At 66.6% G+C, this 19,695-nt stretch carries 15 protein-coding genes, 1 tRNA gene and 4 pseudogenes; 16 read left to right on the top strand and 4 right to left on the bottom strand.

Annotated features, from left to right (window positions below; all coding sequences use genetic code 11):
* Window positions 1-163: 163 nt before the first annotated feature.
* Window positions 164-1,315, top strand: a pseudogene (locus ACH107_RS10010) (transposase); the annotation flags it as partial.
* Between the two features lie 56 nt (window positions 1,316-1,371).
* Here the strand turns inward: ACH107_RS10010 and ACH107_RS10005 are convergent.
* Window positions 1,372-1,740 (bottom strand): annotated as a pseudogene (locus tag ACH107_RS10005) (muconate cycloisomerase); the annotation flags it as partial.
* A 925-nt stretch (window positions 1,741-2,665) separates the two neighbouring features.
* Between ACH107_RS10005 and ACH107_RS10000 the strand changes: the two are divergent.
* The 11 genes and pseudogenes from ACH107_RS10000 to ACH107_RS09950 form a co-directional block, all read left to right on the top strand.
* A pseudogene (locus ACH107_RS10000) lies at window positions 2,666-3,146 on the top strand (transposase); the annotation flags it as partial.
* Window positions 3,147-3,324: 178 nt separating this feature from the next.
* Window positions 3,325-4,728 (top strand): F0F1 ATP synthase subunit beta, encoded by a 1,404-nt coding sequence (atpD, locus tag ACH107_RS09995; RefSeq protein WP_412505730.1) that lies wholly within the window; start codon window positions 3,325-3,327, stop codon window positions 4,726-4,728.
* Window positions 4,718-5,110: a F0F1 ATP synthase subunit epsilon gene (locus ACH107_RS09990; protein ID WP_412505729.1), complete on the top strand. Its 393-nt coding sequence runs from the start codon at window positions 4,718-4,720 to the stop codon at window positions 5,108-5,110. Before atpD ends, ACH107_RS09990 begins: the two co-directional genes overlap by 11 nt.
* Window positions 5,107-5,394: an AtpZ/AtpI family protein gene (locus ACH107_RS09985; protein WP_412505728.1), complete on the top strand. Its 288-nt coding sequence runs from the start codon at window positions 5,107-5,109 to the stop codon at window positions 5,392-5,394. Before ACH107_RS09990 ends, ACH107_RS09985 begins: the two co-directional genes overlap by 4 nt.
* 30 nt (window positions 5,395-5,424) lie before the next feature.
* Window positions 5,425-5,727 (top strand): ATP synthase subunit I, encoded by a 303-nt coding sequence (locus tag ACH107_RS09980; protein WP_412505727.1) that lies wholly within the window; start codon window positions 5,425-5,427, stop codon window positions 5,725-5,727.
* Window positions 5,718-6,422 carry a F0F1 ATP synthase subunit A gene (locus ACH107_RS09975; protein WP_412505726.1) on the top strand — a complete coding sequence of 235 codons (705 nt, stop codon included), beginning with the start codon at window positions 5,718-5,720 and terminating at the stop codon, window positions 6,420-6,422. The genes ACH107_RS09980 and ACH107_RS09975 overlap by 10 nt, the downstream gene beginning before the upstream one ends.
* Window positions 6,423-6,424: 2 nt before the next feature.
* Window positions 6,425-6,715, top strand: coding sequence for a F0F1 ATP synthase subunit C (locus ACH107_RS09970; protein WP_412505725.1), 291 nt, complete (start codon window positions 6,425-6,427; stop codon window positions 6,713-6,715).
* Between the two features lie 4 nt (window positions 6,716-6,719).
* Window positions 6,720-7,523: a hypothetical protein gene (locus ACH107_RS09965; RefSeq protein ID WP_412505724.1), complete on the top strand. Its 804-nt coding sequence runs from the start codon at window positions 6,720-6,722 to the stop codon at window positions 7,521-7,523.
* The gene (locus tag ACH107_RS09960; RefSeq protein WP_412505723.1) at window positions 7,523-9,070 is read left to right on the top strand and encodes an alternate F1F0 ATPase, F1 subunit alpha; all 1,548 of its coding nucleotides are present in this window, start codon (window positions 7,523-7,525) and stop codon (window positions 9,068-9,070) included. The genes ACH107_RS09965 and ACH107_RS09960 overlap by 1 nt, the downstream gene beginning before the upstream one ends.
* On the top strand, window positions 9,057-9,935 hold the full coding sequence (locus tag ACH107_RS09955; RefSeq protein WP_412505722.1) for a F0F1 ATP synthase subunit gamma: 879 nt from the start codon (window positions 9,057-9,059) through the stop codon (window positions 9,933-9,935). Before ACH107_RS09960 ends, ACH107_RS09955 begins: the two co-directional genes overlap by 14 nt.
* Window positions 9,936-10,099: 164 nt before the next feature.
* A pseudogene (locus ACH107_RS09950) lies at window positions 10,100-10,231 on the top strand (ATP-binding protein); the annotation flags it as partial.
* 93 nt (window positions 10,232-10,324) lie between these two features.
* Here ACH107_RS09950 and ACH107_RS09945 read toward each other — a convergent pair.
* Both ACH107_RS09945 and ACH107_RS09940 read right to left on the bottom strand, forming a co-directional pair.
* Window positions 10,325-12,499 (bottom strand): molybdopterin cofactor-binding domain-containing protein, encoded by a 2,175-nt coding sequence (locus ACH107_RS09945; RefSeq protein ID WP_412505721.1) that lies wholly within the window; start codon window positions 12,497-12,499, stop codon window positions 10,325-10,327.
* A gap of 3 nt (window positions 12,500-12,502) precedes the next feature.
* Window positions 12,503-12,949, bottom strand: a complete 447-nt coding sequence (locus tag ACH107_RS09940; RefSeq protein WP_412505720.1) for a (2Fe-2S)-binding protein — start codon at window positions 12,947-12,949, stop codon at window positions 12,503-12,505.
* Between the two features lie 260 nt (window positions 12,950-13,209).
* Between ACH107_RS09940 and ACH107_RS09935 the strand changes: the two genes are divergently transcribed.
* Together ACH107_RS09935 and cueR are read left to right on the top strand one after the other, a co-directional pair.
* Window positions 13,210-15,726, top strand: a complete 2,517-nt coding sequence (locus ACH107_RS09935) for a heavy metal translocating P-type ATPase (RefSeq protein WP_412505719.1) — start codon at window positions 13,210-13,212, stop codon at window positions 15,724-15,726.
* An 8-nt stretch (window positions 15,727-15,734) separates the two neighbouring features.
* A complete protein-coding gene (gene cueR, locus ACH107_RS09930) occupies window positions 15,735-16,166 on the top strand; it encodes a Cu(I)-responsive transcriptional regulator (protein WP_412505718.1) in 432 nt (143 codons plus the stop codon).
* 1,160 nt (window positions 16,167-17,326) lie between these two features.
* On the opposite strand, the gene ACH107_RS09925 is transcribed toward cueR, so the two are convergent.
* Window positions 17,327-17,400, bottom strand: a tRNA-Cys gene (locus ACH107_RS09925).
* A gap of 141 nt (window positions 17,401-17,541) precedes the next feature.
* Here ACH107_RS09925 and ACH107_RS09920 point away from each other — a divergent pair.
* Together ACH107_RS09920 and ACH107_RS09915 are read left to right on the top strand one after the other, a co-directional pair.
* The gene (locus tag ACH107_RS09920; RefSeq protein WP_412505717.1) at window positions 17,542-18,195 is read left to right on the top strand and encodes a protein-L-isoaspartate O-methyltransferase family protein; all 654 of its coding nucleotides are present in this window, start codon (window positions 17,542-17,544) and stop codon (window positions 18,193-18,195) included.
* Window positions 18,196-18,223: 28 nt separating this feature from the next.
* Window positions 18,224-19,633: a TolC family outer membrane protein gene (locus ACH107_RS09915; RefSeq protein WP_412505716.1), complete on the top strand. Its 1,410-nt coding sequence runs from the start codon at window positions 18,224-18,226 to the stop codon at window positions 19,631-19,633.
* The last annotated feature ends 62 nt before the right edge of the window (window positions 19,634-19,695 follow it).

The raw sequence follows: 19,695 nt of genomic DNA, 5'->3' as shown, positions 1-19,695 counted from the left end.
CCTTCATCTCGCCGTCCTCCTTTTTGCGTGGCGTTGAGCACCACGACTTTGGCACATTGCGATGCCGTCTGGGGAGGGCGGCAACCACTCCATCTGAAAAACCCCGCCTCGACACGGGCTTGAGAACATGATTCACCCTTTTCAGGTCGCGAAGGGGGTGATGATGCGCGGGACGGACGAGGCGAGCGGGTCGCTGTTCAGCTATGTGGACCTTGAGGAACGGGTCCCCGCGGGTCATCCGCTTCGCAAGATCCGGCGGATCGTGAAGCGAGCCATTGATGCGCCATTGGTTCGAGCACAATGGCGAGCGCGCTGGCGAGCCTCGATGCCGAGTTCGACGCGCTCTACACGAAGGAGGGTCGTCCCTCGATCGCGCCGGAGCGTCTGATCCGGGCGAGCCTGCTGCAGATGCTGTTCTCGATCCGGTCCGAGCGTCAGCTGATGGAGCAGATGGACTACAACCTGTTGTTCCGGTGGTTCGTTGGCCTTGGCATCGACGACCCGGTGTGGGGTGAAGGGCGCCCGGAAATCTGTCCTGTGGACAGATTTCAGCCCTGAACGGGCGAAGCCCCGGGCCGAAGGCCCACGGTGTTCACCAAGAACCGCGACCGGCTGCTGACGACCGACATGTCGCGCAAGGTGATGGCCGCCATCCTCGCGCACCCGGAGGTCGAGCCGCTGCTGTCGGACGAGCACTTCTCGGTGGACGGCACGCTGGTCAAGGCGTTCGCCACGGGTCTCGAACCGGTGGCGACCTCGTGGCTCACCGTCGATGAAGAGTTTCCAGCCGAAGGACGGCGCACCGCCGGATCGCGACGATGACCCGGGCGACCCGCCACCGCCGCCACCGTCCGACGAAACCTCCCCAGACACCGACCAGCAACCCCAGCAGACCGAGACCCAGCCGATGTCCGACACGCCCAGCCAGCCCCGCAACGCCGACGTGAACTTCCGGGGCGAGAAGCGCTCGAACGGTTGCCATTGGAACGCCATTGGTCCGAGTGACAATGGCAACCATGCCTCGGTCACGGACCCGGATGCCCGCCTTTACAAGAAGGCGCCCGGCGCGGCGGCGACGCTGTGTTTCATGGGGTGAAGGGCGTCTCGGAATTGATCCGGGGGATCAATTCAGCCCTGAACGGGCGGAGCCCCGCTGATGGAATGAGGCGCGGGCCGCCACGGGTTCGAGGCGCGTGCCGAATGCAACGGGCTCGTGGTGCAGGCGGAGCTGACCCACGCCGATGGCCACGGCGAGCGAAAGGCGGCGCCGGACATGATCAACCGGCACTCACCGGGCTCGACCCGGCGCCTGACCGACGCGAGCGTCCAAGCCACCGGCATCGCCGCGCGCACCGGACCGCCAAAGAGCCGCGCGACCGACACTCCAAGCCGCTTTGCCAGCCCGTCCCATAGCGCCGTCTCGACCGCACAGCGAGCGATCGGGTTGCCCTTCACGCCGCGATCCATAATGTCGATCACCGCGTTGATCTGGTCACCGTCGCTGCCGTCGAGCAGTGGTGCGATGTAGGTGTCGATTGCCGACTTGATGCTTTCAGGGATTTCGGCCCCATAGCTCATCCCGCCTATCGATGTGCCCTCCCCAATCCCTTCCGACCCGTCCGAAAACGTGATCCGAACAAGGACGATGGACTGCAGCATCATCGTCGTCATCGACAAGACATGCCCGCGGATGGTGGGCAGGTCGACGATTGTCGTTTCGATGCGGTCGATCTTGGTCACTGGAACAACCCGGTTCGTGGAGCGATGATTGACACGAAAGGTGCGCTCCGAGGGTTTCAAAGTCCAATACCCGTTCGGTCTGGCGTGATACCTGACCGTCGGTAAGCGCACAGGTGTATGATCATTCTCGGCACGCCGCCATTGCGCGGGCTTCCAACATGCAGCTTCGCTCCGTCCGTCGTCAGACAAATTGGGACGCTTGTGCGCTTTCCAGACGGGAAACTCCGGCGCCACGCTGATTGACGGTGTGCGTTTTCAGTTTCGTGGGGCAAGCGCCGGGCAAGCATGATTTTTCGTTTGATCTCCTCTCCTGTTGCAGGATTTGACCGCTCCGGCCATCGTAGACGTCGGCCGGCGTCAGGTTCCCGAGGCTCTCGCGGTACCGGCGGGTGTAGCAGTATTCGACGAACGCGCCGACCTGGCGCTCGCGGTCGGGGCCACGAAGTAATGCGCGAGCAACACACGGTTCCTCACAGTCAGGTGCCGTCGTTCGATCTTGCCCCTGGTGGTGTCGCTGGAGACGTTTGCGAAAAACGACCGCTCCTGCTTCATCCAGCCCAGCAAGACTGCAAAACGTCTTGCCCAGATCGGTACCCAAAACCTAGATTTCCGTCAGATGCGCCGCTCTCTGCCCATGCCGGCAATGATAGCGGCGGTTTCGCGGAAAGGCGGTTCGCCCCATCAGGCCGCTGGCGCTGAGAAAATTCAAGCATCTGGCTGCATCGAAGCTGACGGCGCAACAGCACCTGCCCCTCCGCGTCACCGCCGTGCAACGGAAACGCACACCTCGCCGGATCAATCCCGATCGTGATAACCCCATGAATGGAAAGCTCCTGCCGTCGGCCGTGTTCACTGCATCCGACATGGCACATCGCGATGCCGGGACCGGGAGCCATCCACTTCATCGGTGTCGGGCTACGGCTCGCTCCTGTACGGCACGGTGATCAGGACGCGGATCGTCCAGCGTGCCACCAACGTCTCGGTGCTGGCCGGGTTCGTGATCGCCGACGGCGCCCCGGGGCTGGCGGCTGCGCTGGTGCCCTTCCGGGGCGATCACCTGCCCATCCAGCGCGGCATCGTTCACAAGCATCGAAACCTGCTGGCCAACGTCCCGAAAACGCTGCAGCACGAGTTGACCGAGGACTGCCGCGACATGACCTACGCTGACACAGGGACCGAGATCGAACCGCGGCGCAACGCGTTCCTCCGCAAGTGGTGCCTGAAGTGCCGGGCCGTTGCCGACTGCCTGAAGGATGACGGGCGACCGGCGCTTCACTGTCACCCGCCTTGATCCCTCGCAAGGGAGGTCCGTCCGGACCACAAACGCCATCGAGAAGCTGAACGAGGAGTTCCGCCGCAGCATCCAGACCCGGAACGTACTGCTTTGCGCCGAGACCGTGCCTATGCCCCCTTGACCTCGCAGGCTGAAAACCGATCGCGCACATGCCCGGAGCACACCGCCAGGGAGTTTCCACCGCCTTCGAGATACGGCCGCAAAATTTTCTGCGGCGGACTGCTCTGGATCAATGTGCCGCCCGTCTCGAAGCGCCAGAATTCCACCACGAGACGCGAGGAAAGGGTCCGATGACCGATCAGACGGCCCCGGTGGGGCACATCGTGCGGCTGGAGGGCGGGATTGCCGAAATCCGGTTCGAAAGGGACTTGCCGGCGATCGCGACGCGACTGGTCACGCTGACCGACCCCGAGATCGTCATCGAGGTTGCTGCCCTGCCCGGTGAGGGTCTGGCACGCGGGCTGGTGATGAACCACTCGCCCGAGCTGCGCATCGGTCTTGCGGTGCGGGACACCGGCAGCCCCATCGATGTGCCGGTGGGCAAGGAAGTTCTGGGGCGGATGTTCAACGTCTTCGGCGATACGATCGACGATGGTCCGCCTCTGGACGACCTGCTCCGGCGCCCGGTTCTGCGCGCCCCCGTGCCGCTGTCAGCGCGGCGCGTCGAGGATGCGATCTTCGAAACCGGGATCAAGGCGATCGACCTGCTCAGCCCTCTGGAACGCGGCGCCAAGGCCGGGCTTTTCGGCGGCGCGGGCGTGGGCAAGACCGTGCTGATCACCGAAATGATCCATAACATGGTCGCCGCGTATGACGGCGTGAGTCTGTTCTGCGGGATCGGCGAACGCTCGCGCGAGGCCGAGGAGCTTTACCGCGAGATGGGCGAGGCTGGCGTGCTGGAGAACACCGTGATGATGTTCGGCCAGATGAACGAAAGCCCCGGCGTGCGCTTTCGCGTGGGCCATTCCGCGCTGACCATGGCCGAGTATTTCCGCGACGACTTGCGCCGCAACGTGCTGGTGCTGATCGACAACATCTTCCGCTTCGTGCAGGCGGGCTCGGAGGTGTCGGGCCTGCTGGGCCGCATTCCGAGCCGGGTGGGCTATCAGCCGACACTGGGCACGGAACTGGCGGCTCTCGAGGAGCGGATCTGCTCCACCGATCAGGGTACGATGACCTCGATCCAAGCGGTCTACGTGCCGGCAGACGACTTCACTGATCCGGCCGCCACACATACCTTCGCCCATCTGTCTGCCTCGATCGTGTTATCGCGCAAGAAGGCGTCCGAGGGGCTCTACCCGGCCATCGACCCGCTGAAATCCTTCTCGCGGATGCTGACGCCCGGTACCGTCAGCCCGCGCCACTACCGGATCGCGCGGGCCGTGCGCAGCACCCTGGCAGAATACGAGGAACTCAAGGACATCATCGCGATGCTGGGCCTCGAGGAGCTTTCCGAACGCGACCGGGACACGGTCCGGCAGGCCCGCCAACTCGAACGTTTCCTGACGCAGCCCTTCTTCTCCACCGAGGCGATGACCGGCAACAAGGGTCGCTTCGTGCCGCTTCAGGAGACGCTTGACAGCTGCGCGCGCATCCTTGCCGGAGAGTTCGCGGATCGCGACGAAGGGGATTTCTACATGATCGGCACCATCGAGGACCTTGACGCGCCGGGGGAGGCGCCGGATGCGGCTTAAGGTCATCACGCCCTTGGCGATGGAGGTTGACCGGCCCGTCCGGCGCATTGTGGCAGAGGGGCCGCATGGTCGCTTCGGCATGTGGCCCGGCCACATCGATTTCGTCAGCGCGCTGGTCCCGGGCATCCTGCTTTACGAGGCCGAGGACGGCGCGGAACGCTTTGTCGCCATCAATTCCGGGACGCTGGTCAAGTGCGGCGACGATGTGCGCGTGGCGGTGCGCGGCGCGGTCGAGGGCGATGATCTGGGCAACCTGCGCAAGCGTGTCGAGGCCGAGTTCCGCCAGCACGACGAGGCAGAGCGCGACGCCCGCGCAGCGCTGGCACGGCTGGAGGCGAGCATGGTCCGCCGGTTTCGAGACCTTGGGGCGAACCTGCCATGAACACCGACCGCGACAACGAAACGGAGACCATTGCGCAAAAGGCGCAACAGATGGAAGAGGCCCGCAAACGCCGCCGGGAAAGCGCATGGTACGGGCTGGGCATGTTCGGGCTGGTGGGCTGGTCCGTGGCGGTGCCGGTGGTCGTGGGCGTCGCCTTGGGTATCTGGATAGATGGCAAATGGCCGGGCGCGGTCTCGTGGACGCTTACCCTGCTGCTTGCCGGCGCCGGGCTGGGCGCGTTCAATGCGTGGTACTGGGTCCAGCGGGAGGGGCGCGATGACTGATCCGCGCAGATACCCATTTCGAGGTGCGCGATGAGCCTTTCCGTTTTGTCCTTGTTCCTTGGCGCGCTGGCGGGTGGCGTCCTTGGCGCCGTCTATCTTGGCCTGCTCTGGGTCGCCGTGCGGTCCCTGCCGCGGGACCGCGGCGGCGTCCTCGCCTTCCTCGGGCTCGGTCTTGCGCGGGCGGCGCTGCTGCTTGGCGCGCTTGCCGTGGCGGGCGCGCTTGGCCTGCGGATCGAGGGTATCATTGCGGCGGTCGTGGGCTTCACCACCGTGCGGCTGGCCGCGACCCGCCGGCTCGGTGACACCACGCCGGGGGACGCGACATGGAAATAAGTCCGGATTCATGGATCCTTTACGAATGGCGAGGCCTGCAACTCAACGCCACGATCGTCTTCACCTGGGGGGTCATGGCGCTGCTGGTCATCGGCTCATGGGCCGTGACATCTCGCCTCAGCACGGCGGAAACCGTCTCGCGCTGGCAGGTCGCGCTCGAGGTCATCGTCACGACCATCCGTGACCAGATCGCCGAGGTCGGCGCCGACGATCCGGGTCGCTACCTGCCCTTCATCGGCACGTTGTTCCTGTTCATCGCGACGGCCAACATCCTAGCGGTGGTACCGGGCTACCAACCGCCCACCGGATCGCTCTCAACCACGGCGGCGCTGGCCATCTGCGTGCTGATCGCGGTTCCGCTGTTCTCGATCGGCCAGCGCGGGATCGTCGCCTATATGCGCGAATACATCCGGCCGACGCCGCTGATGCTGCCCTTCAACCTCGTGAGCGAGGTCTCACGCACTATCGCACTGGCGGTGCGCCTCTACGGCAATGTCATGAGCGGGACGGTGATCGTCGGCATCCTGATTTCCGTGGCACCTTTCTTCTTTCCGGTCGTGATGCAGGTCCTCGGCCTGCTTACCGGGCTGATACAGGCCTACATCTTCTCCATCCTCGCGATGGTCTATATCGGATCGGCCAGCCGCAGTCGGCGCGGGGCCGACGATCCCTTCCGCAATCATACAGGAGACTGAGCATGGATGCTGCAACCATGATCGCCGTTGTGTCGATCTTTACCGCCGGGCTGACCATCGCCATCGGTTCGATCGGTCCGGCGCTGGCGGAGGGACGCGCCGCCAGCCAAGCACTGCAGGCCATCGCCCAGCAACCCGACGCCGCGAACACCATAACCCGAACCCTGTTCGTCAGCCTCGCGATGATCGAGTCAACAGCGATCTACTGTTTCGTGGTGGCGATGATCCTGATCTTCGCCAACCCCTTCGCCAATCTCGCCGCCAAGACCGCCGCACAAGCCGCCGGAGGCTGAGCTAATGCAGATCGACTGGCTGACCGTCGCGGCGCAGATCGTCAACTTTCTAGTACTGGTCTGGCTGTTGCAACGCTTCCTTTACCGCCCCATCATGGGGGCGATGGCGCGGCGCGAAGACCGGATCGAAACCCGGCTTGCAGAGGCCAAGGACGCACGCGCAAGGGTCGAGGCCGAAGCGGAGTGCTTGCGCAAGAAGCAGGAAAAGCTGGAGGCCAGCCGGGAAGAGGTGCTGCGCGAGGCCCGCCAGCAGGCAAGCGATTTGCGCAAGAAGATGGAAAACGATCTGCGCGAGGAGATGGACGCCCGGCGCAAGAGCTGGGAGGACCATCTGCAGGACATGCGGGACGATTTCGCCGCCAGATTGCGGCAGCACGCCGGCCGGCAGGTGGTCGATATCGTCGGCCGGGTCCTGAAGGACTACGCCGGCAGCGACCTTGCCGGCCCTTTAGCGGGAACGTTCGTGGACCGCCTGGACAGCCTCGACGACGCGGCGCGCGACAATCTGAAGGCAGCAGCCGGGCGCGCGGATGACCCCGTTCACGTCGAGAGCAGCGTCCCGCTCGAACCGGGCGCGCGAAACCGGATCACGCGCGCGATCCATGAACATATCGGCCCGGACATCGAGGTGGCGTACGGCGAAGACGCCGATCTGCTGCTCGGCCTGCGCCTGACCGTTGGCGCGCAGACCGTCGAATGGTCCGCCGCGCGCTTTCTCGGCCGGCTCGAGACAACGCTCGACGAGGTCATCGACGGCAGCGGCCGGCGCCATGCTGAACACCGTCCAGTCAGCGCGGAAAGCAGTTGATGGCGCACCGGCCTGGCCTCGATAACCTTCAGGAAGACATCTTCGCGCCGCTCGAGGAGGCATTGGCGCAGCTTACACCGGCCCTCGAGATGGCCGAAATCGCCCATATTGTATCGGTCGGAAACGGGGTGGCCGAGGTCACGGGTTTCACCGACCTTCGCGTCGACGAGTTGCTGTCCTTCGCGGGGGGCATTATGGGAATCGCCTACAACCTCGGCACCGATCGGGCCGGCGTGATCGTGCTGGGGGCGACGGATAATCTGCGTGCCGGCGACCCGGTGCATCGCACCGGCCGGGTTGTCGACGTGCCCGTGGGTCAACGCCTGGTCGGGCGGGTGGTTGATGCGCTCGGCCGACCGCTGGACGATGGCGACCCTGTCGACGCGGACGAACGCCTGCCCATCGAGCGCGCGGCGCCTCCCATCATGCACCGCGGCCCGGTGCAGGTGCCCTTGCAGACCGGGATAAAGGCCGTCGATGCCGCCATCCCCATCGGCCGCGGCCAGCGCGAGTTGATCCTCGGCGACCGGCAGACCGGCAAGACCGCCATCACGGTCGACGCGATCCTGAACCAGAAAGATACGGGCGTCGTGTCGATCTACTGCGCCATCGGCCAGCGCGCATCCGCCGTGGCCCGCGTGATCCAGAGCCTTAAGGAGGGCGGTGCGCTGAAGCGCACCATCGTCGTCGTGGCCAGCGGCGAGGATGCGCCGGGGCTGCAATTCGTGGCGCCCTATGCAGCCACATCCATGGCCGAATATTTCATGGCAGCGGGGCGCGACGTGCTGATCGTCTACGACGACCTCACACGCCATGCCCGCGCCTATCGCGAGTTGTCGCTTCTCCTGCGCCGCCCGCCGGGCCGGGAAGCTTATCCCGGAGACATCTTCTATATTCACTCCCGCCTGCTGGAACGCGCGACGCAGCTGCGCGAGGAACAGGGCGGCGGCTCGCTCACCGCGCTACCGGTGGTCGAGACGCAGGCGCAGAACATCTCGGCCTACATCCCGACGAATCTGATCTCGATCACCGATGGGCAGGTTTACCTTTCGCCATCGCTCTTTGAGAAGGGCCACTTGCCCGCCATCGATATCGGTACTTCGGTCAGCCGTGTGGGCGGCAAGGTACAGTTGCCCGCCTTCCGCGCCGTGGCCGGGAACCTCCGGCTGATGTATTCGCAGTTCGAGGAGCTCGAGACCTTCGCGCGCTTCGGCACACAGCTCGATGCCGAGACGCGCCGGAAGCTCACGCGGGGCCAGCGCGTGCGCGAGGTGCTGAAGCAACACGAGCATGCCCACATCGATGCGCCCGAACAGATCGCGGCGCTGCTGGCGGCGACGGAGGGTCTCTACGACGAGCTCGATCCTGGCGACGTGGCAGAGGCCGAAAGGACCGTCCGCAAGGCAGTGCTCCAAGAGGCGAGCGGGGTCTGCGACCGGATCGCTTCCGGCGGCAAGCTGACGGACGCGGACCGCGATTCGCTCGTCCGCGTGATGCGCGATGCCCTGTCGGGCGCGCAGACGGAGAGCGCCGATGCAGACCCTTGAAAGCCTGTCCGACGCGCTGGAGACCACTGGCGACATCCAGGCGATCGTGCGAACGATGAAGGCGCTGTCCTCGGTCAGCATCCGGCAATACGAACATGCCGAGGCCGCCATGGCCGATTATGCCCGCACGGTCGAACTGGGGCTGATGGCGGTGCTGCGGCAACGCAGGCTTGCTGGCCTGCCCCTGCCCGACGGCGACGGCAGCAAGGGACGTACGGCGCAGATCGTGATCGGATCGGATCGCGGCTTGTGCGGCGGTTACAACGACAAGATCACCCGCTTTTCCCGCGCCCGGATGGACAACGGGCCGGTCGAAGTCGGCGCGATCGGCGCGCGCGTCGCGGCGAGGTTCGAGACGGATGGCGTGCCGCTTGCCTTCGCCTTTACCTTGCCGGGGTCGGTCGAGGGCCTGTCGCGGCTTGTGCAGAGCATCATTGTGGAAATCGACCGCTGGACCCGGACGCAAGACGTGAGCCGGGTCTGGCTCGTGCACAACCGGCGGGAAGGCCGCAACACCGCGCAGCCCCGGTCGCATCAACTTCTGCCCCTTCCGGACAGCTATCTGCGCAAGCTTTCGCACGCCGATTGGCCGGGCCGGTCCCTTCCGCTGTTCCGGATGGAGCCCGACCGGCTGATGTCATGGCTGGTGCAGCGGCGGCTTTTCGTGGTGATCTACCGCGCGCTGGCCGAGGCGCTCGCCAGCGAACACGCCACGCGGCTTGCAGCCATGCGGGGCGCCGAGCGCAACATCGAGGAACGGCGCGACGACCTTCAGCAGCTTTACCGCCAACGACGGCAGGAGATGATCACGCGCGAGCTTCTCGACGTCGTGTCGGGCTTCGAGGCGGTCAGGCCAGCCGACTGACCGAAGGAGCCGGCGGCGCTCCTGTAGGGTGGCCCGGTGAACTGATGCGGTCGATGCCCCCGGCTGACGGCATCCCGGATGCCATGCTGGCTCGCTTGGCATTTAGTCCAGGGCACACCGATGACGACGAAAGTCAGCATGCTGGCGATCGACCCGGCGTCTTCATCACCAGCAATCCGGAGTTCGGGGAAGGGGTCTCTGTCTTCGGCGATGCCAAGGTGACAACCGTAGTCTTGGATCGCGTCACGCACCATTGTGCCATCGTCGAAACCGGGTCAGTTTCAAACGCTCGTTAACTCCCGGGACCAAGGGTTTCGTTCTGCGCGATCTTCGTGCGCCGGGCTGCCCGGGGCGGCAGTGACGCCCCGGGATCGCGTGAAACGCTGCCCTTATCCGAAGTCGTGCTTGGACAGCGGCAGGCTGCGCACCCGTTGGCCCGTCAGGGTCGCCACGGCATTGACGATGGCCGGGGCGACCCCGGGCAGGCCGGGCTCACCGATGCCACCCATGGTGGCGCCGCTTTCGACGATCCTCACGTGGACCTCGGGCATCTGGTCCGGGCGCAGGATTGGATAGCCGTCGAAATTGCGCGCCTGCGGCGCGCCGTTTTCGTAGACCAGTTCCTCGACCAGCGTCTGCGACACCCCGAGCGCGACCGCCGACTGGACCTGTGCCTCGATCACGGCGGGGTTGACGATCTGGCCGGGATCGATCGCAACCCAGACCTCGTGCACGCGCACCGTGCCGCCGTCGAGCGAGACCTCGGCGATGGTCGCCGTCTCGGACCCGAAGGGCGAGGCCATGGCCACGCCCCGGGCGCGGCGGCTGCCGTCGCGCGCGTCGAACGCCGCGCCTTGCCAGCCGCCGGACAGCTCCGCGACGGACTCCAGCAACGTGCGGTGACGATCCGACCCGGCCAGCAGGCCGCGGCGCATCTCGAACGGGTCACGCCCCGCCGCCTCCGCCAGTTCGTCAAGAAACGATTCGTAGAAGAAATCGTTCATCGAATGCCCGACCGACCGCCAGAAGCCGATCATCGCCGGGTTGCGGACATGGACATGCCCGACCCGCCGGTTGCCGATGGCATAGGGCTTGCCGCTGAGGCCCTCGTGCGCCGACCCGTCCTTGCCCGGCGGCGAGCCGAACCAGCGCCCGATCGGGCCTTCGCCCACCGCCTCGATCGCGAGCGCCGAGGGGCCATCGCCATCGACCGCGGCTCGGAACCGGGCCACGGCCATGGGGCGGTTGGCATCGCGGAGGAACTCTTCCTCACGGGTCCAAAGCACCTTGACCGGCCGGCCCGTGGCGCGGGCAAGTTCGATCGCCTGCGGAAACGGGCTGGCATCGGCATAAAGGAAGTGCCGCCCGAAGAACCCGCCAAGGATCTGCGAATGGATGCGGACGTTTTCCGCCGGGATGCCGGCGGCGCCGGCCGCCGCCCCCTGGAACATTTCCGGGGCTTGGTTGGGCAGCCACAGATCAAGCGTGCCATCCGCGTTGAACCGCGCCGTGGTCGAGGGCGGCTCGAGCTGGCCATGAACAAGGAAAGGCGCGTCGTATTCCGCCTCGATGACGGTTTCGGCACTGTCCAGCGCGCGCGTCGCGTCACCCTCGGCCTCGACCTCGACCCCGGGGCCGGGTTCAGCGCGCAGCGACTGGTCAAAGCCCTGCGACGTGAAATCGGCAGGCATCGGGTAGTCGGAGGCGCCGTCCTCCCACGCGATCTTCGCGGCCTCGACCGCGCGCCGGGCCTGCCAGAACTTGTCGGCCACCACGGCCACCGCCCCGTCCAGCATGTGGACCGAATGCACGCCGCGCATCGCTTCGATCTCGGCGCGGTTGTCCACCGACGCCGGCGTCAGGCCAAGCCGTGGCGCGTGCCGCACGGCGGCGTTCAGCATGCCATCAACCGCGACGTCGATGCTGTACGCCGCCTGCCCGGTGGACTTGGCGCGCACATCGAAGCGCGGCATTGGCTGGCGGATCCAGCGGAAATCGGCCGGGTCGCGCAAGGTGACATCCACGGGCACGGGCATGTCCATCGCCGCTTCGGCAAGGCCGCCATACCCGGCGCTGCGGCCGCTGGCCGCGTGCAGGATCCGGCCCGGTTCGGTGGTCACCGCACCGGCATCCACGCCCCACTGATCGGCCGCCGCCTGCACCAGCATCGCGCGGGCCGAGGCGCCGAGCGTCCGCATCAGGGTGTAGCTCGACCGGATCGACAGGCTGCCGCCCGTGAAACGCGCGCCGTTGATGGTCTTGTAGGCATCGCCCGGCGGCGCGCATTCCACCACGATCCGCGCCGGGTCGAGATCGAGTTCCTCGCCGACGATCTGGGCCAGCGCCGAGAACACGCCCTGCCCGCCCTCGATGAACGGGCTTTGCAGGGTGGCGGTGCCATCGGCATTCAGGGCGAGGTACGCGTCCACCGGCGCGGCATCCCCTTGCGCGCGGGCGTTCCGGGTCGGAAGCCCGACCGAGAGAACCAGCGCGCCGGTCCCGGCAAGGAAGCCGCGGCGCGAGACGTTGAGCGGGCGGTTGGGGTCGGGTGTCTGGTCTTTCATGGCTCAGGCCTCCGAAACGCTGCGAATTGCGGCGCGGACCTTGTTGTAGGTGCCGCAGCGGCAAAGGTTGCTCATCGCGGCGGCGATCTCGGCCTCGCCCGGGTTCGGTGTCCGGGCCAGAAGCGCGGTCGCCGCCATCACCTGGCCCGACTGGCAATAGCCGCATTGCGGCACCTGATGGTCGACCCAGGCTTCGACCACCTTCTGGCCGACCGGGTCATCGTTGACGGTTTCGATCGTGGTGATCTCGGCGCCCTCCATCGCCTCGGCCGGGGTCACGCAGGACCGCGTGGGCTGGCCGTCGACCAGCACGGTACAGGCCCCGCATTGCGCGATCCCGCATCCGAACTTGGTGCCGGTCAGGCCCAGTTCCTCGCGGATGACCCACAGAAGCGGGGTATCCGGCTCAACATCGACATCATGCGTCTTTCCGTTGACGTTCAGCTGCATCGGGGCTCCTTGTTGGTCTGGCTTGGTGCTCTGGCTTGACGGTCGGGCCCGGCGTGTCCGACCCTCGCTGTGGCGGAGTCTAGCATTGTCACGCGCCGAGGCGACCCCATGCCGTCGGATCGGCAATTCCCGGCCGGTGTCGTCGGCCCGTGGCACCCAAGGCGGGTGACGGCGCGGACAGGAAATTCAGGGAACCGCCTTGACCTTCCAGTTGATGGAATCCCTAGATCGCTGGTACGGACAAGCCCCGGAGGTGCAGAATGACGACGGCGCGAAACCCGACCATCAAGATTGACGGCATGTCGTGCGGCGGATGCGTGGGCCGGGTCGAAAAGGCGCTCTCGGGTATCGAGGGCGTCGGCAACGTCTCGGTCAACCTCGCAGGCGAGTCCGCCAGTTTCGACATGGCGGCTGAAACGGGTCTGCGCGATGTCGCCGCGGCGCTGGACGAGGCGGGCTATCCGCTGCGCACGCGGACGGCGACACTCAGTATCGCGTCCATGTCCTGCGCGTCCTGCGTCGGCCGCGTGGACAGGGCGCTGGCCGCCCTGCCCGGCGTTCTGGACGTGACCGTGAACCTGGCGTCGGAAACCGCGCGGGTGACCTATGCCGAGGGGGCGGCGACGCCCGCCGAACTGACGGCGGCGGCGCGCGACGCGGGCTATCCGGCCGAGCTGGCCGAGGCCGACGACACCCCGAGCACGGCCGAGCGCAAGGATGCCGAGGCGCGCGAAACCGCCCGAAAGACGATCATCGCCGCCGCGCTGGCCCTGCCCGTCTTCGTGATCGAGATGGGTGGTCACGTCGTTCCGGGCATGCAGGCCGCCATCACCGACACGATCGGGCAGCAGGGCAGCTGGATGTTGCAGTTCGTCCTGACGACGCTGGTGCTGGCAGGGCCCGGGCGGGCCTTTTACGGCAAGGGCGTGCCCGCCCTGTTGCGCGGCGCGCCGGACATGAACAGCCTCGTGGCGGTGGGGACCGGCGCGGCCTACCTGTACTCGGTCGTCGCGACGTTCCTGCCCGGCCTGATGCCGGCAGCCGTGCGCGCGGTCTATTTCGAGGCCGCGGCAGTCATCGTGGTGCTGATCCTGCTGGGCCGTTTCCTCGAAGCCCGCGCCAAGGGCCGCGCCGGCGCCGCGATCCAGCGTCTGCTCGGATTGCAGGCGCCGACGGCGCGCGTGATCCGTGGCGGCACCCCGCGGGACGTGCCGATCGAGGAGATCACCGAAGGCGACATCCTGAGGGTCCGCCCCGGGGAGCGCATCGCCGTCGACGGCACGGTGACGACGGGCGAAAGCCATGTCGATGAAAGCATGATCACCGGTGAGCCCGTCCCCGTCGCCAAGACGGCGGGCGAGACCGTGACCGGCGGCACCGTGAACGGCGCCGGTGGGTTGGAGTTCCGAGCCACGCGCGTCGGTGCCGATACCACCCTGTCCCGGATCATCCGCATGGTTGAAGAAGCGCAGGGCGCCAAGCTGCCGATCCAGAGCCTGGTGGACCGTGTCACCCTATGGTTCGTACCGGCCGTCATGGCGGTGGCGGCGCTGACCATCGCGGTCTGGCTGACCATCGGGCCGGACCCGGCGCTGACCTACGCGCTGGTGGCGGGGGTGTCTGTCCTGATCATCGCCTGTCCTTGCGCGATGGGGCTGGCCACGCCCACCTCGATCATGGTCGGCACCGGGCGCGCGGCCGGGATGGGCGTGCTTTTCCGCAAGGGCGACGCGCTGCAGCAACTCGACTCGGTCGACGTGGTTGCGCTGGACAAGACCGGCACGGTGACCGAAGGCCGCCCGGAACTGACCGAACTGGTGCCGGCCGACGGGATGTCGCGCGCGCGGGTTCTCGCGCTGGTGGCAGCGGTCGAGGAACATTCCGAACACCCTGTCGCCGACGCGATCGTCCGGGCCGCGCGCGCCGAGGGTGTCGACCGCGCCAGCGTGAGGGATTTCGAGTCGATCACCGGGTACGGCGTGCGGGCACGCGTGGACGGCCATGACGTGCTGGTGGGCGCCGACCGGCTGATGGCCCGCGACGGGATCGACACCACCGCGCTGGCCGAAGCCGAGACAGGTCTCGCGCAGCGCGGGCGCACGGTGCTTCATGCCGCGATCGACGGCCGGGCCGCCGCCGTCATCGCCGTGGCAGACCCGGTAAAACCGGCCAGCGCCGCCGCGATCCGCGCGCTGCATGAAAACGGCCTGCGCGTGGCCATGATCACCGGCGACACGCGCGAAACCGCCGCGGCGATCGCGCGGGAAACGGGCATAGACCATGTCATTGCCGGCGTCCTGCCCGACGGCAAGGTCGCCGCGCTGGACGACCTTCGCAAGGATGGCGGCCGCGTGGCCTTCGTGGGCGACGGCATCAACGACGCGCCGGCGCTGGCGCATGCCGATGTGGGCGTGGCCATCGGGACGGGTACGGACGTGGCGATCGAAAGCGCCGATGTCGTGCTGATGTCGGGTGACCTGCGCGGGGTCGTGAACGCCGTTGACGTGTCGCGCCACACCATGCGCAACATCCGTCAGAACCTGTTCTGGGCGTTCGGCTACAACACCGCGCTGATCCCCGTGGCGGCGGGCGTGCTCTACCCGGCGTTCGGCCTGCTGCTGTCGCCGGTACTGGCGGCCGGGGCCATGGCGCTCAGCTCGGTTTTCGTGCTCACCAACGCGCTGCGCCTGCGTCGCCTGCGCCCGGCAATGGACGAAGGCGGGCCGTCCCGGCGGCCCGACGGCGGCCGAGCGGCGCAGCCGGCCCCGGCGGAATAGGAGGCCCCATGAATATCGGTGACGTCGCCCGGCTGTCCGGCCTGCCCGCCAAGACGATCCGCTATTACGAGGATATCGGGCTGATCACGCCGTCGCGGAACACGAACGGCTACCGCAACTTCGGCGAAAGCGACCTGCACAAGCTCCGCTTTCTCGGCCGGGCGCGATCACTGGGATTCTCGATAGAGGATTGCCGGAGCCTGCTGGAGCTCTACGGCGATCAGCACCGCGCCAGCGCGGATGTGAAACGGATCGCCAAGCAGCACCTCGCCCATATCGACGCCAAGATCGCCGAGCTGCAGCAGATGCGCGCCACCCTCGCCCACCTGATCGCGGATTGCGCGGGCGACCAGCGGCCCGATTGCCCCATCCTCGAGGATCTCGCAGAAGACTACGCCGGCCGACCCTGCGACCGAGCCGGACGAGACCGTCTCGAGTAGCGAAGCGGCAAGAGACGAAACACCCGGCGACGAGGCGTGACAAGGACCCATTCATGGAGCAGGCGATTGAACTGTCGGCGTTTTGCCGGTCGGCGGAGCTTGCGCCGAACAGCATCGACCCGGAGACCCGCAACGTCGGGGTGATCCGGTCAAACGGCGCCCGGGTTCGATGAGCCGCATGACAGAGCAGCCGAGCATGGCGGCTGAGCATGTGAGGTTTGATTGGCTGGACGCGGGCGCGTCCTTCCTGCAGGTGCACGAGGCGCACGCTCATGGCGCGGTAACCCGCTCGGTCGTGCCTGGCTCGCGACAGAATGACATCAGATAGGGCATCGCCCGCGTCCGGCTATCCGAAAATTTTGGACAAGCGCAAGTGGCGACCGTCTAATCAGGTCTTTGATCGATCGAAGGAGGGCGAGCCTCCGAATTCACAGGCGGCGAGTCGGCGCCCGACGAGTTGCTGTTGGTGATATTGACTTGAAGAGGTTGCGGCGACGCGCCAGCTGCCGTCACAATACCCCAGATCCAAGCGCCGAGCATCATGGGAAGGCCAATTATACCGCCGAAACCAAGAGTTCCAAACGTTAGCAGGAAACCAATTCCGTATATCAGTATTTGCCCTATTCCCTGACCGACTGCGCCAATCACGAAGGAGCCAACGCCCGGTATAAAGATGTTAAGGAGTATTGCTAGTGCTTTCACGACGAACCCTTCCAAAAATGCAACATCCAAAGGGTTGTGAGACGGCTGATTCGTGTCAACCCCCGGCCTGTCCCGCTACCAGCGTGAAGCGCGACGGTGGCGACCGCCGCATGAGCCCGCCGACTATCGCGCCCTGAACTCCCCCTCCGACTTCGCCGAGAATCTGTCGGCCGTTACAAACAAGACGCTGCGCGAGTACGAGCCATTTTCCGCCATTGACGGGATGGACGGTTCCCGCTCGCGTCATCGCGATGTGCCACTTGGGGCGGCACAGAAACGTGACAGGCCCAGATGCGAACCGTGTCCCGCTTTCCCTCTTTAGACGGGGGATAGGCCCGCGGACGTGGTAACTCTCACGTCTCGAAAGGCCTAAAATCGATGACAGCACCATGGGGCGTGTGGCCCATTTTGTGTCACACCCGACCGTTCAGCCGCTAACCCTATGATTTAGAATGAAATGGAGGCGAGTACCGGAATCGAACCGGTGTAGACGGATTTGCAATCCGCTGCGTCACCACTCCGCCAACTCGCCGTCCGAATGGTCAATCGTGGATATCCCATCGCCCCGGCCGGTGCAAGGGCCCGTGAGCGGTTTTCGCCGCCATAGACGTTGCCCAATGGGGGCTTCTGTGTCACAACGATCCCAAGGAATCCGAAGGCGAGAGTTTAGCAGATGACCGATTACGCTGCCCGTCGCACGATGATGGTGGACACACAGGTCCGTCCGTCGGACGTCACCAAGTTCCCGATCATCGACGCGATGCTGGCTGTCCCGCGCGAGGCGTTCGTGCCACGTCACCTGCGCGAGGCCGCCTACATGGGCGAAAACCTCGACCTGGGCGCCGGGCGGGTCATGCTGGACCCGCGGACGCTGGCCAAGATGCTCGATGCGCTCGAGATCGACAATGACGACCTCGTGCTGGACGTGGGCTGCGCGATTGGCTATTCGGCGGCCGTCGAGGCGCGCATGGCGCAGGCCGTGGTCGCGGTCGAGGAAGACGCCGAGATGGCCGCCGAGGCGCAGACCCTTCTGGCCGAGACCGGCGCCGACAACGTCATCGTGCACGAGGCGCCGCTGGCCGAGGGCGCGGCGCCGCACGGCCCCTATGACGTGATCCTCGTACAGGGCGGGGTCGAGGAATTGCCGGACACGATCGCGGCGCAGCTCAAGGAAGAGGGGCGCATCGCCTGCCTCTTCATGGAGGGCGTGCTCGGCGTGGTGAGGATCGCGCACAAGATCGACGGGCGGTTGCACTGGCGCTACGCTTTCAACGCGTCGGCGCCTGTTCTGCCGGGCTTCCACAAGGCGCCGGCCTTCGCCCTCTGAATCCCGGACTGGCACAATGGAGACTGCGATGCTCATGCTTGCGAAACTCAGATCCTGGGGCGCGGCCCTGGCGGTGGGCATGGCACTGGTGGTGCCGGCGGGCGCCAAGGGCGAGACACTGGCCGACACGCTCGTCGATGCCTACGAATTCAGCGGCCTGCTGGAGCAGAATCGCGCGCTTCTCCGCGCGGCCGACGAGGACGTCGCGCAAACCGTCGCGGGCCTGCGACCGATCATCAACTGGACCGGCGATTTCACGCGGAATTTCGGCCGCAGCAACAGTTTCGGACGCACCAGCGGGACCGCGTCGACGACGGCCAACCTCGGGATCACCGCCAGCCTGCTGCTTTATGATTTCGGCCGCACCCAGCTGGGCATCGAGGCGGCCAAGGAAACGGTGCTTGCCACGCGCCAGACCCTCATCAGCATCGAACAGCAAGTGCTGCAGCGGGCCGTTCAGGCGCACATGAACGTGATCCGCAACGCCGAGTTCGTGACGCTGCGGGAAAACAACCTGCGGCTGCTGCGCCGGGAGTTGCGCGCGGCGCAGGACAGGTTCGACGTGGGCGAGGTCACGCGCACCGATGTCGCGCAGGCCGAGGCCCGGGTCGCCGCGGCGCAGAGCGGGCTTGCCGCGGCGCAGGGCGATTACCGGCAGGCGGTCGAGGAATATCGCGCCGTGGTGGGCCGCGCCCCCGGCACCCTGCGCCCGCCGCGGCAATTGCCGAATATCCCGGGCCAGACGGACCGGGCGCGCGACGTGGCCGTGCGGGGGCATCCCGAGCTTCTCAGCGCGCAGCATGACGTCGCGGCGGCCGACCTGAACGTGCGGGTTGCCAAGGCCGCCATGAAGCCCACGATCAACCTGACGGGCCGTGTCGGCGTGACCGAGGAATTCGGCGAGACCGACTACAACCGCAGCGGGTCCTTCGGGGTCGAGGTGACGGGGCCGATCTACCGGGGCGGCCGGCTGAGCTCGGCGCAGCGGCAGGCGATGGCACAGCGCGACGCGCAGCGCGGCAACCTGCACGAGGTACGCCTGCGCATCCTGCAGGATGTCGGCAACGCCTATGCCAACCTGCGCGCCGCCCGCGCGAGCCGCGACGCCAGCCGCGAGGAAGTCCGCGCCGCCGAGGTCGCCTTCGAGGGGGTGCGCGAGGAAGCCAAGCTCGGCGCGCGGACCACGCTCGACGTGCTGGACGCCGAGCAGGACCTGCTGAACGCCCGGGCCAACGTCATCTCGTCCGACGCGGATGTCTACATCGCCTCCTACGCGGTGCTTGCCGCCATGGGCCAGCTCACGGCGAAGGACCTCAACCTTGGTGTGCAGACCTACGACCCGAGCGCCTATTACAACCTCGTCAAGGATGCACCCGTCCCGGCCAGCAAGCAGGGCCGCAAGCTGGACCGCGTGCTGCGCGCCCTGAGCAAAGATTAAAACACGCTGTAATCTGTTGTGTGAAAACCGGCTCCGGGGTAAGCTGAGCCGAGGCAAGAGTG

This window comes from Roseovarius halophilus (ex Wu et al. 2025) (assembly GCF_047086965.1).
This window is presented reverse-complemented; position numbering and strand designations above follow the sequence as displayed.

Excerpts from the sequence above, each read along its gene's own strand:
- atpD (WP_412505730.1), top strand. The coding sequence starts at position 3,325 with ATGACCGATCAGACGGCCCCGGTGGGGCACATCGTGCGGCTGGAGGGC.
- ACH107_RS09990 (WP_412505729.1), top strand. The coding sequence starts at position 4,718 with ATGCGGCTTAAGGTCATCACGCCCTTGGCGATGGAGGTTGACCGGCCC.
- ACH107_RS09985 (WP_412505728.1), top strand. The coding sequence starts at position 5,107 with ATGAACACCGACCGCGACAACGAAACGGAGACCATTGCGCAAAAGGCG.
- ACH107_RS09980 (WP_412505727.1), top strand. The coding sequence starts at position 5,425 with ATGAGCCTTTCCGTTTTGTCCTTGTTCCTTGGCGCGCTGGCGGGTGGC.
- ACH107_RS09975 (WP_412505726.1), top strand. The coding sequence starts at position 5,718 with ATGGAAATAAGTCCGGATTCATGGATCCTTTACGAATGGCGAGGCCTG.
- ACH107_RS09970 (WP_412505725.1), top strand. The coding sequence starts at position 6,425 with ATGGATGCTGCAACCATGATCGCCGTTGTGTCGATCTTTACCGCCGGG.
- ACH107_RS09965 (WP_412505724.1), top strand. The coding sequence starts at position 6,720 with ATGCAGATCGACTGGCTGACCGTCGCGGCGCAGATCGTCAACTTTCTA.
- ACH107_RS09960 (WP_412505723.1), top strand. The coding sequence starts at position 7,523 with ATGGCGCACCGGCCTGGCCTCGATAACCTTCAGGAAGACATCTTCGCG.
- ACH107_RS09955 (WP_412505722.1), top strand. The coding sequence starts at position 9,057 with ATGCAGACCCTTGAAAGCCTGTCCGACGCGCTGGAGACCACTGGCGAC.
- ACH107_RS09945 (WP_412505721.1), bottom strand. The coding sequence starts at position 12,499 with ATGAAAGACCAGACACCCGACCCCAACCGCCCGCTCAACGTCTCGCGC.
- ACH107_RS09940 (WP_412505720.1), bottom strand. The coding sequence starts at position 12,949 with ATGCAGCTGAACGTCAACGGAAAGACGCATGATGTCGATGTTGAGCCG.
- ACH107_RS09935 (WP_412505719.1), top strand. The coding sequence starts at position 13,210 with ATGACGACGGCGCGAAACCCGACCATCAAGATTGACGGCATGTCGTGC.
- cueR (WP_412505718.1), top strand. The coding sequence starts at position 15,735 with ATGAATATCGGTGACGTCGCCCGGCTGTCCGGCCTGCCCGCCAAGACG.
- ACH107_RS09920 (WP_412505717.1), top strand. The coding sequence starts at position 17,542 with ATGACCGATTACGCTGCCCGTCGCACGATGATGGTGGACACACAGGTC.
- ACH107_RS09915 (WP_412505716.1), top strand. The coding sequence starts at position 18,224 with ATGCTCATGCTTGCGAAACTCAGATCCTGGGGCGCGGCCCTGGCGGTG.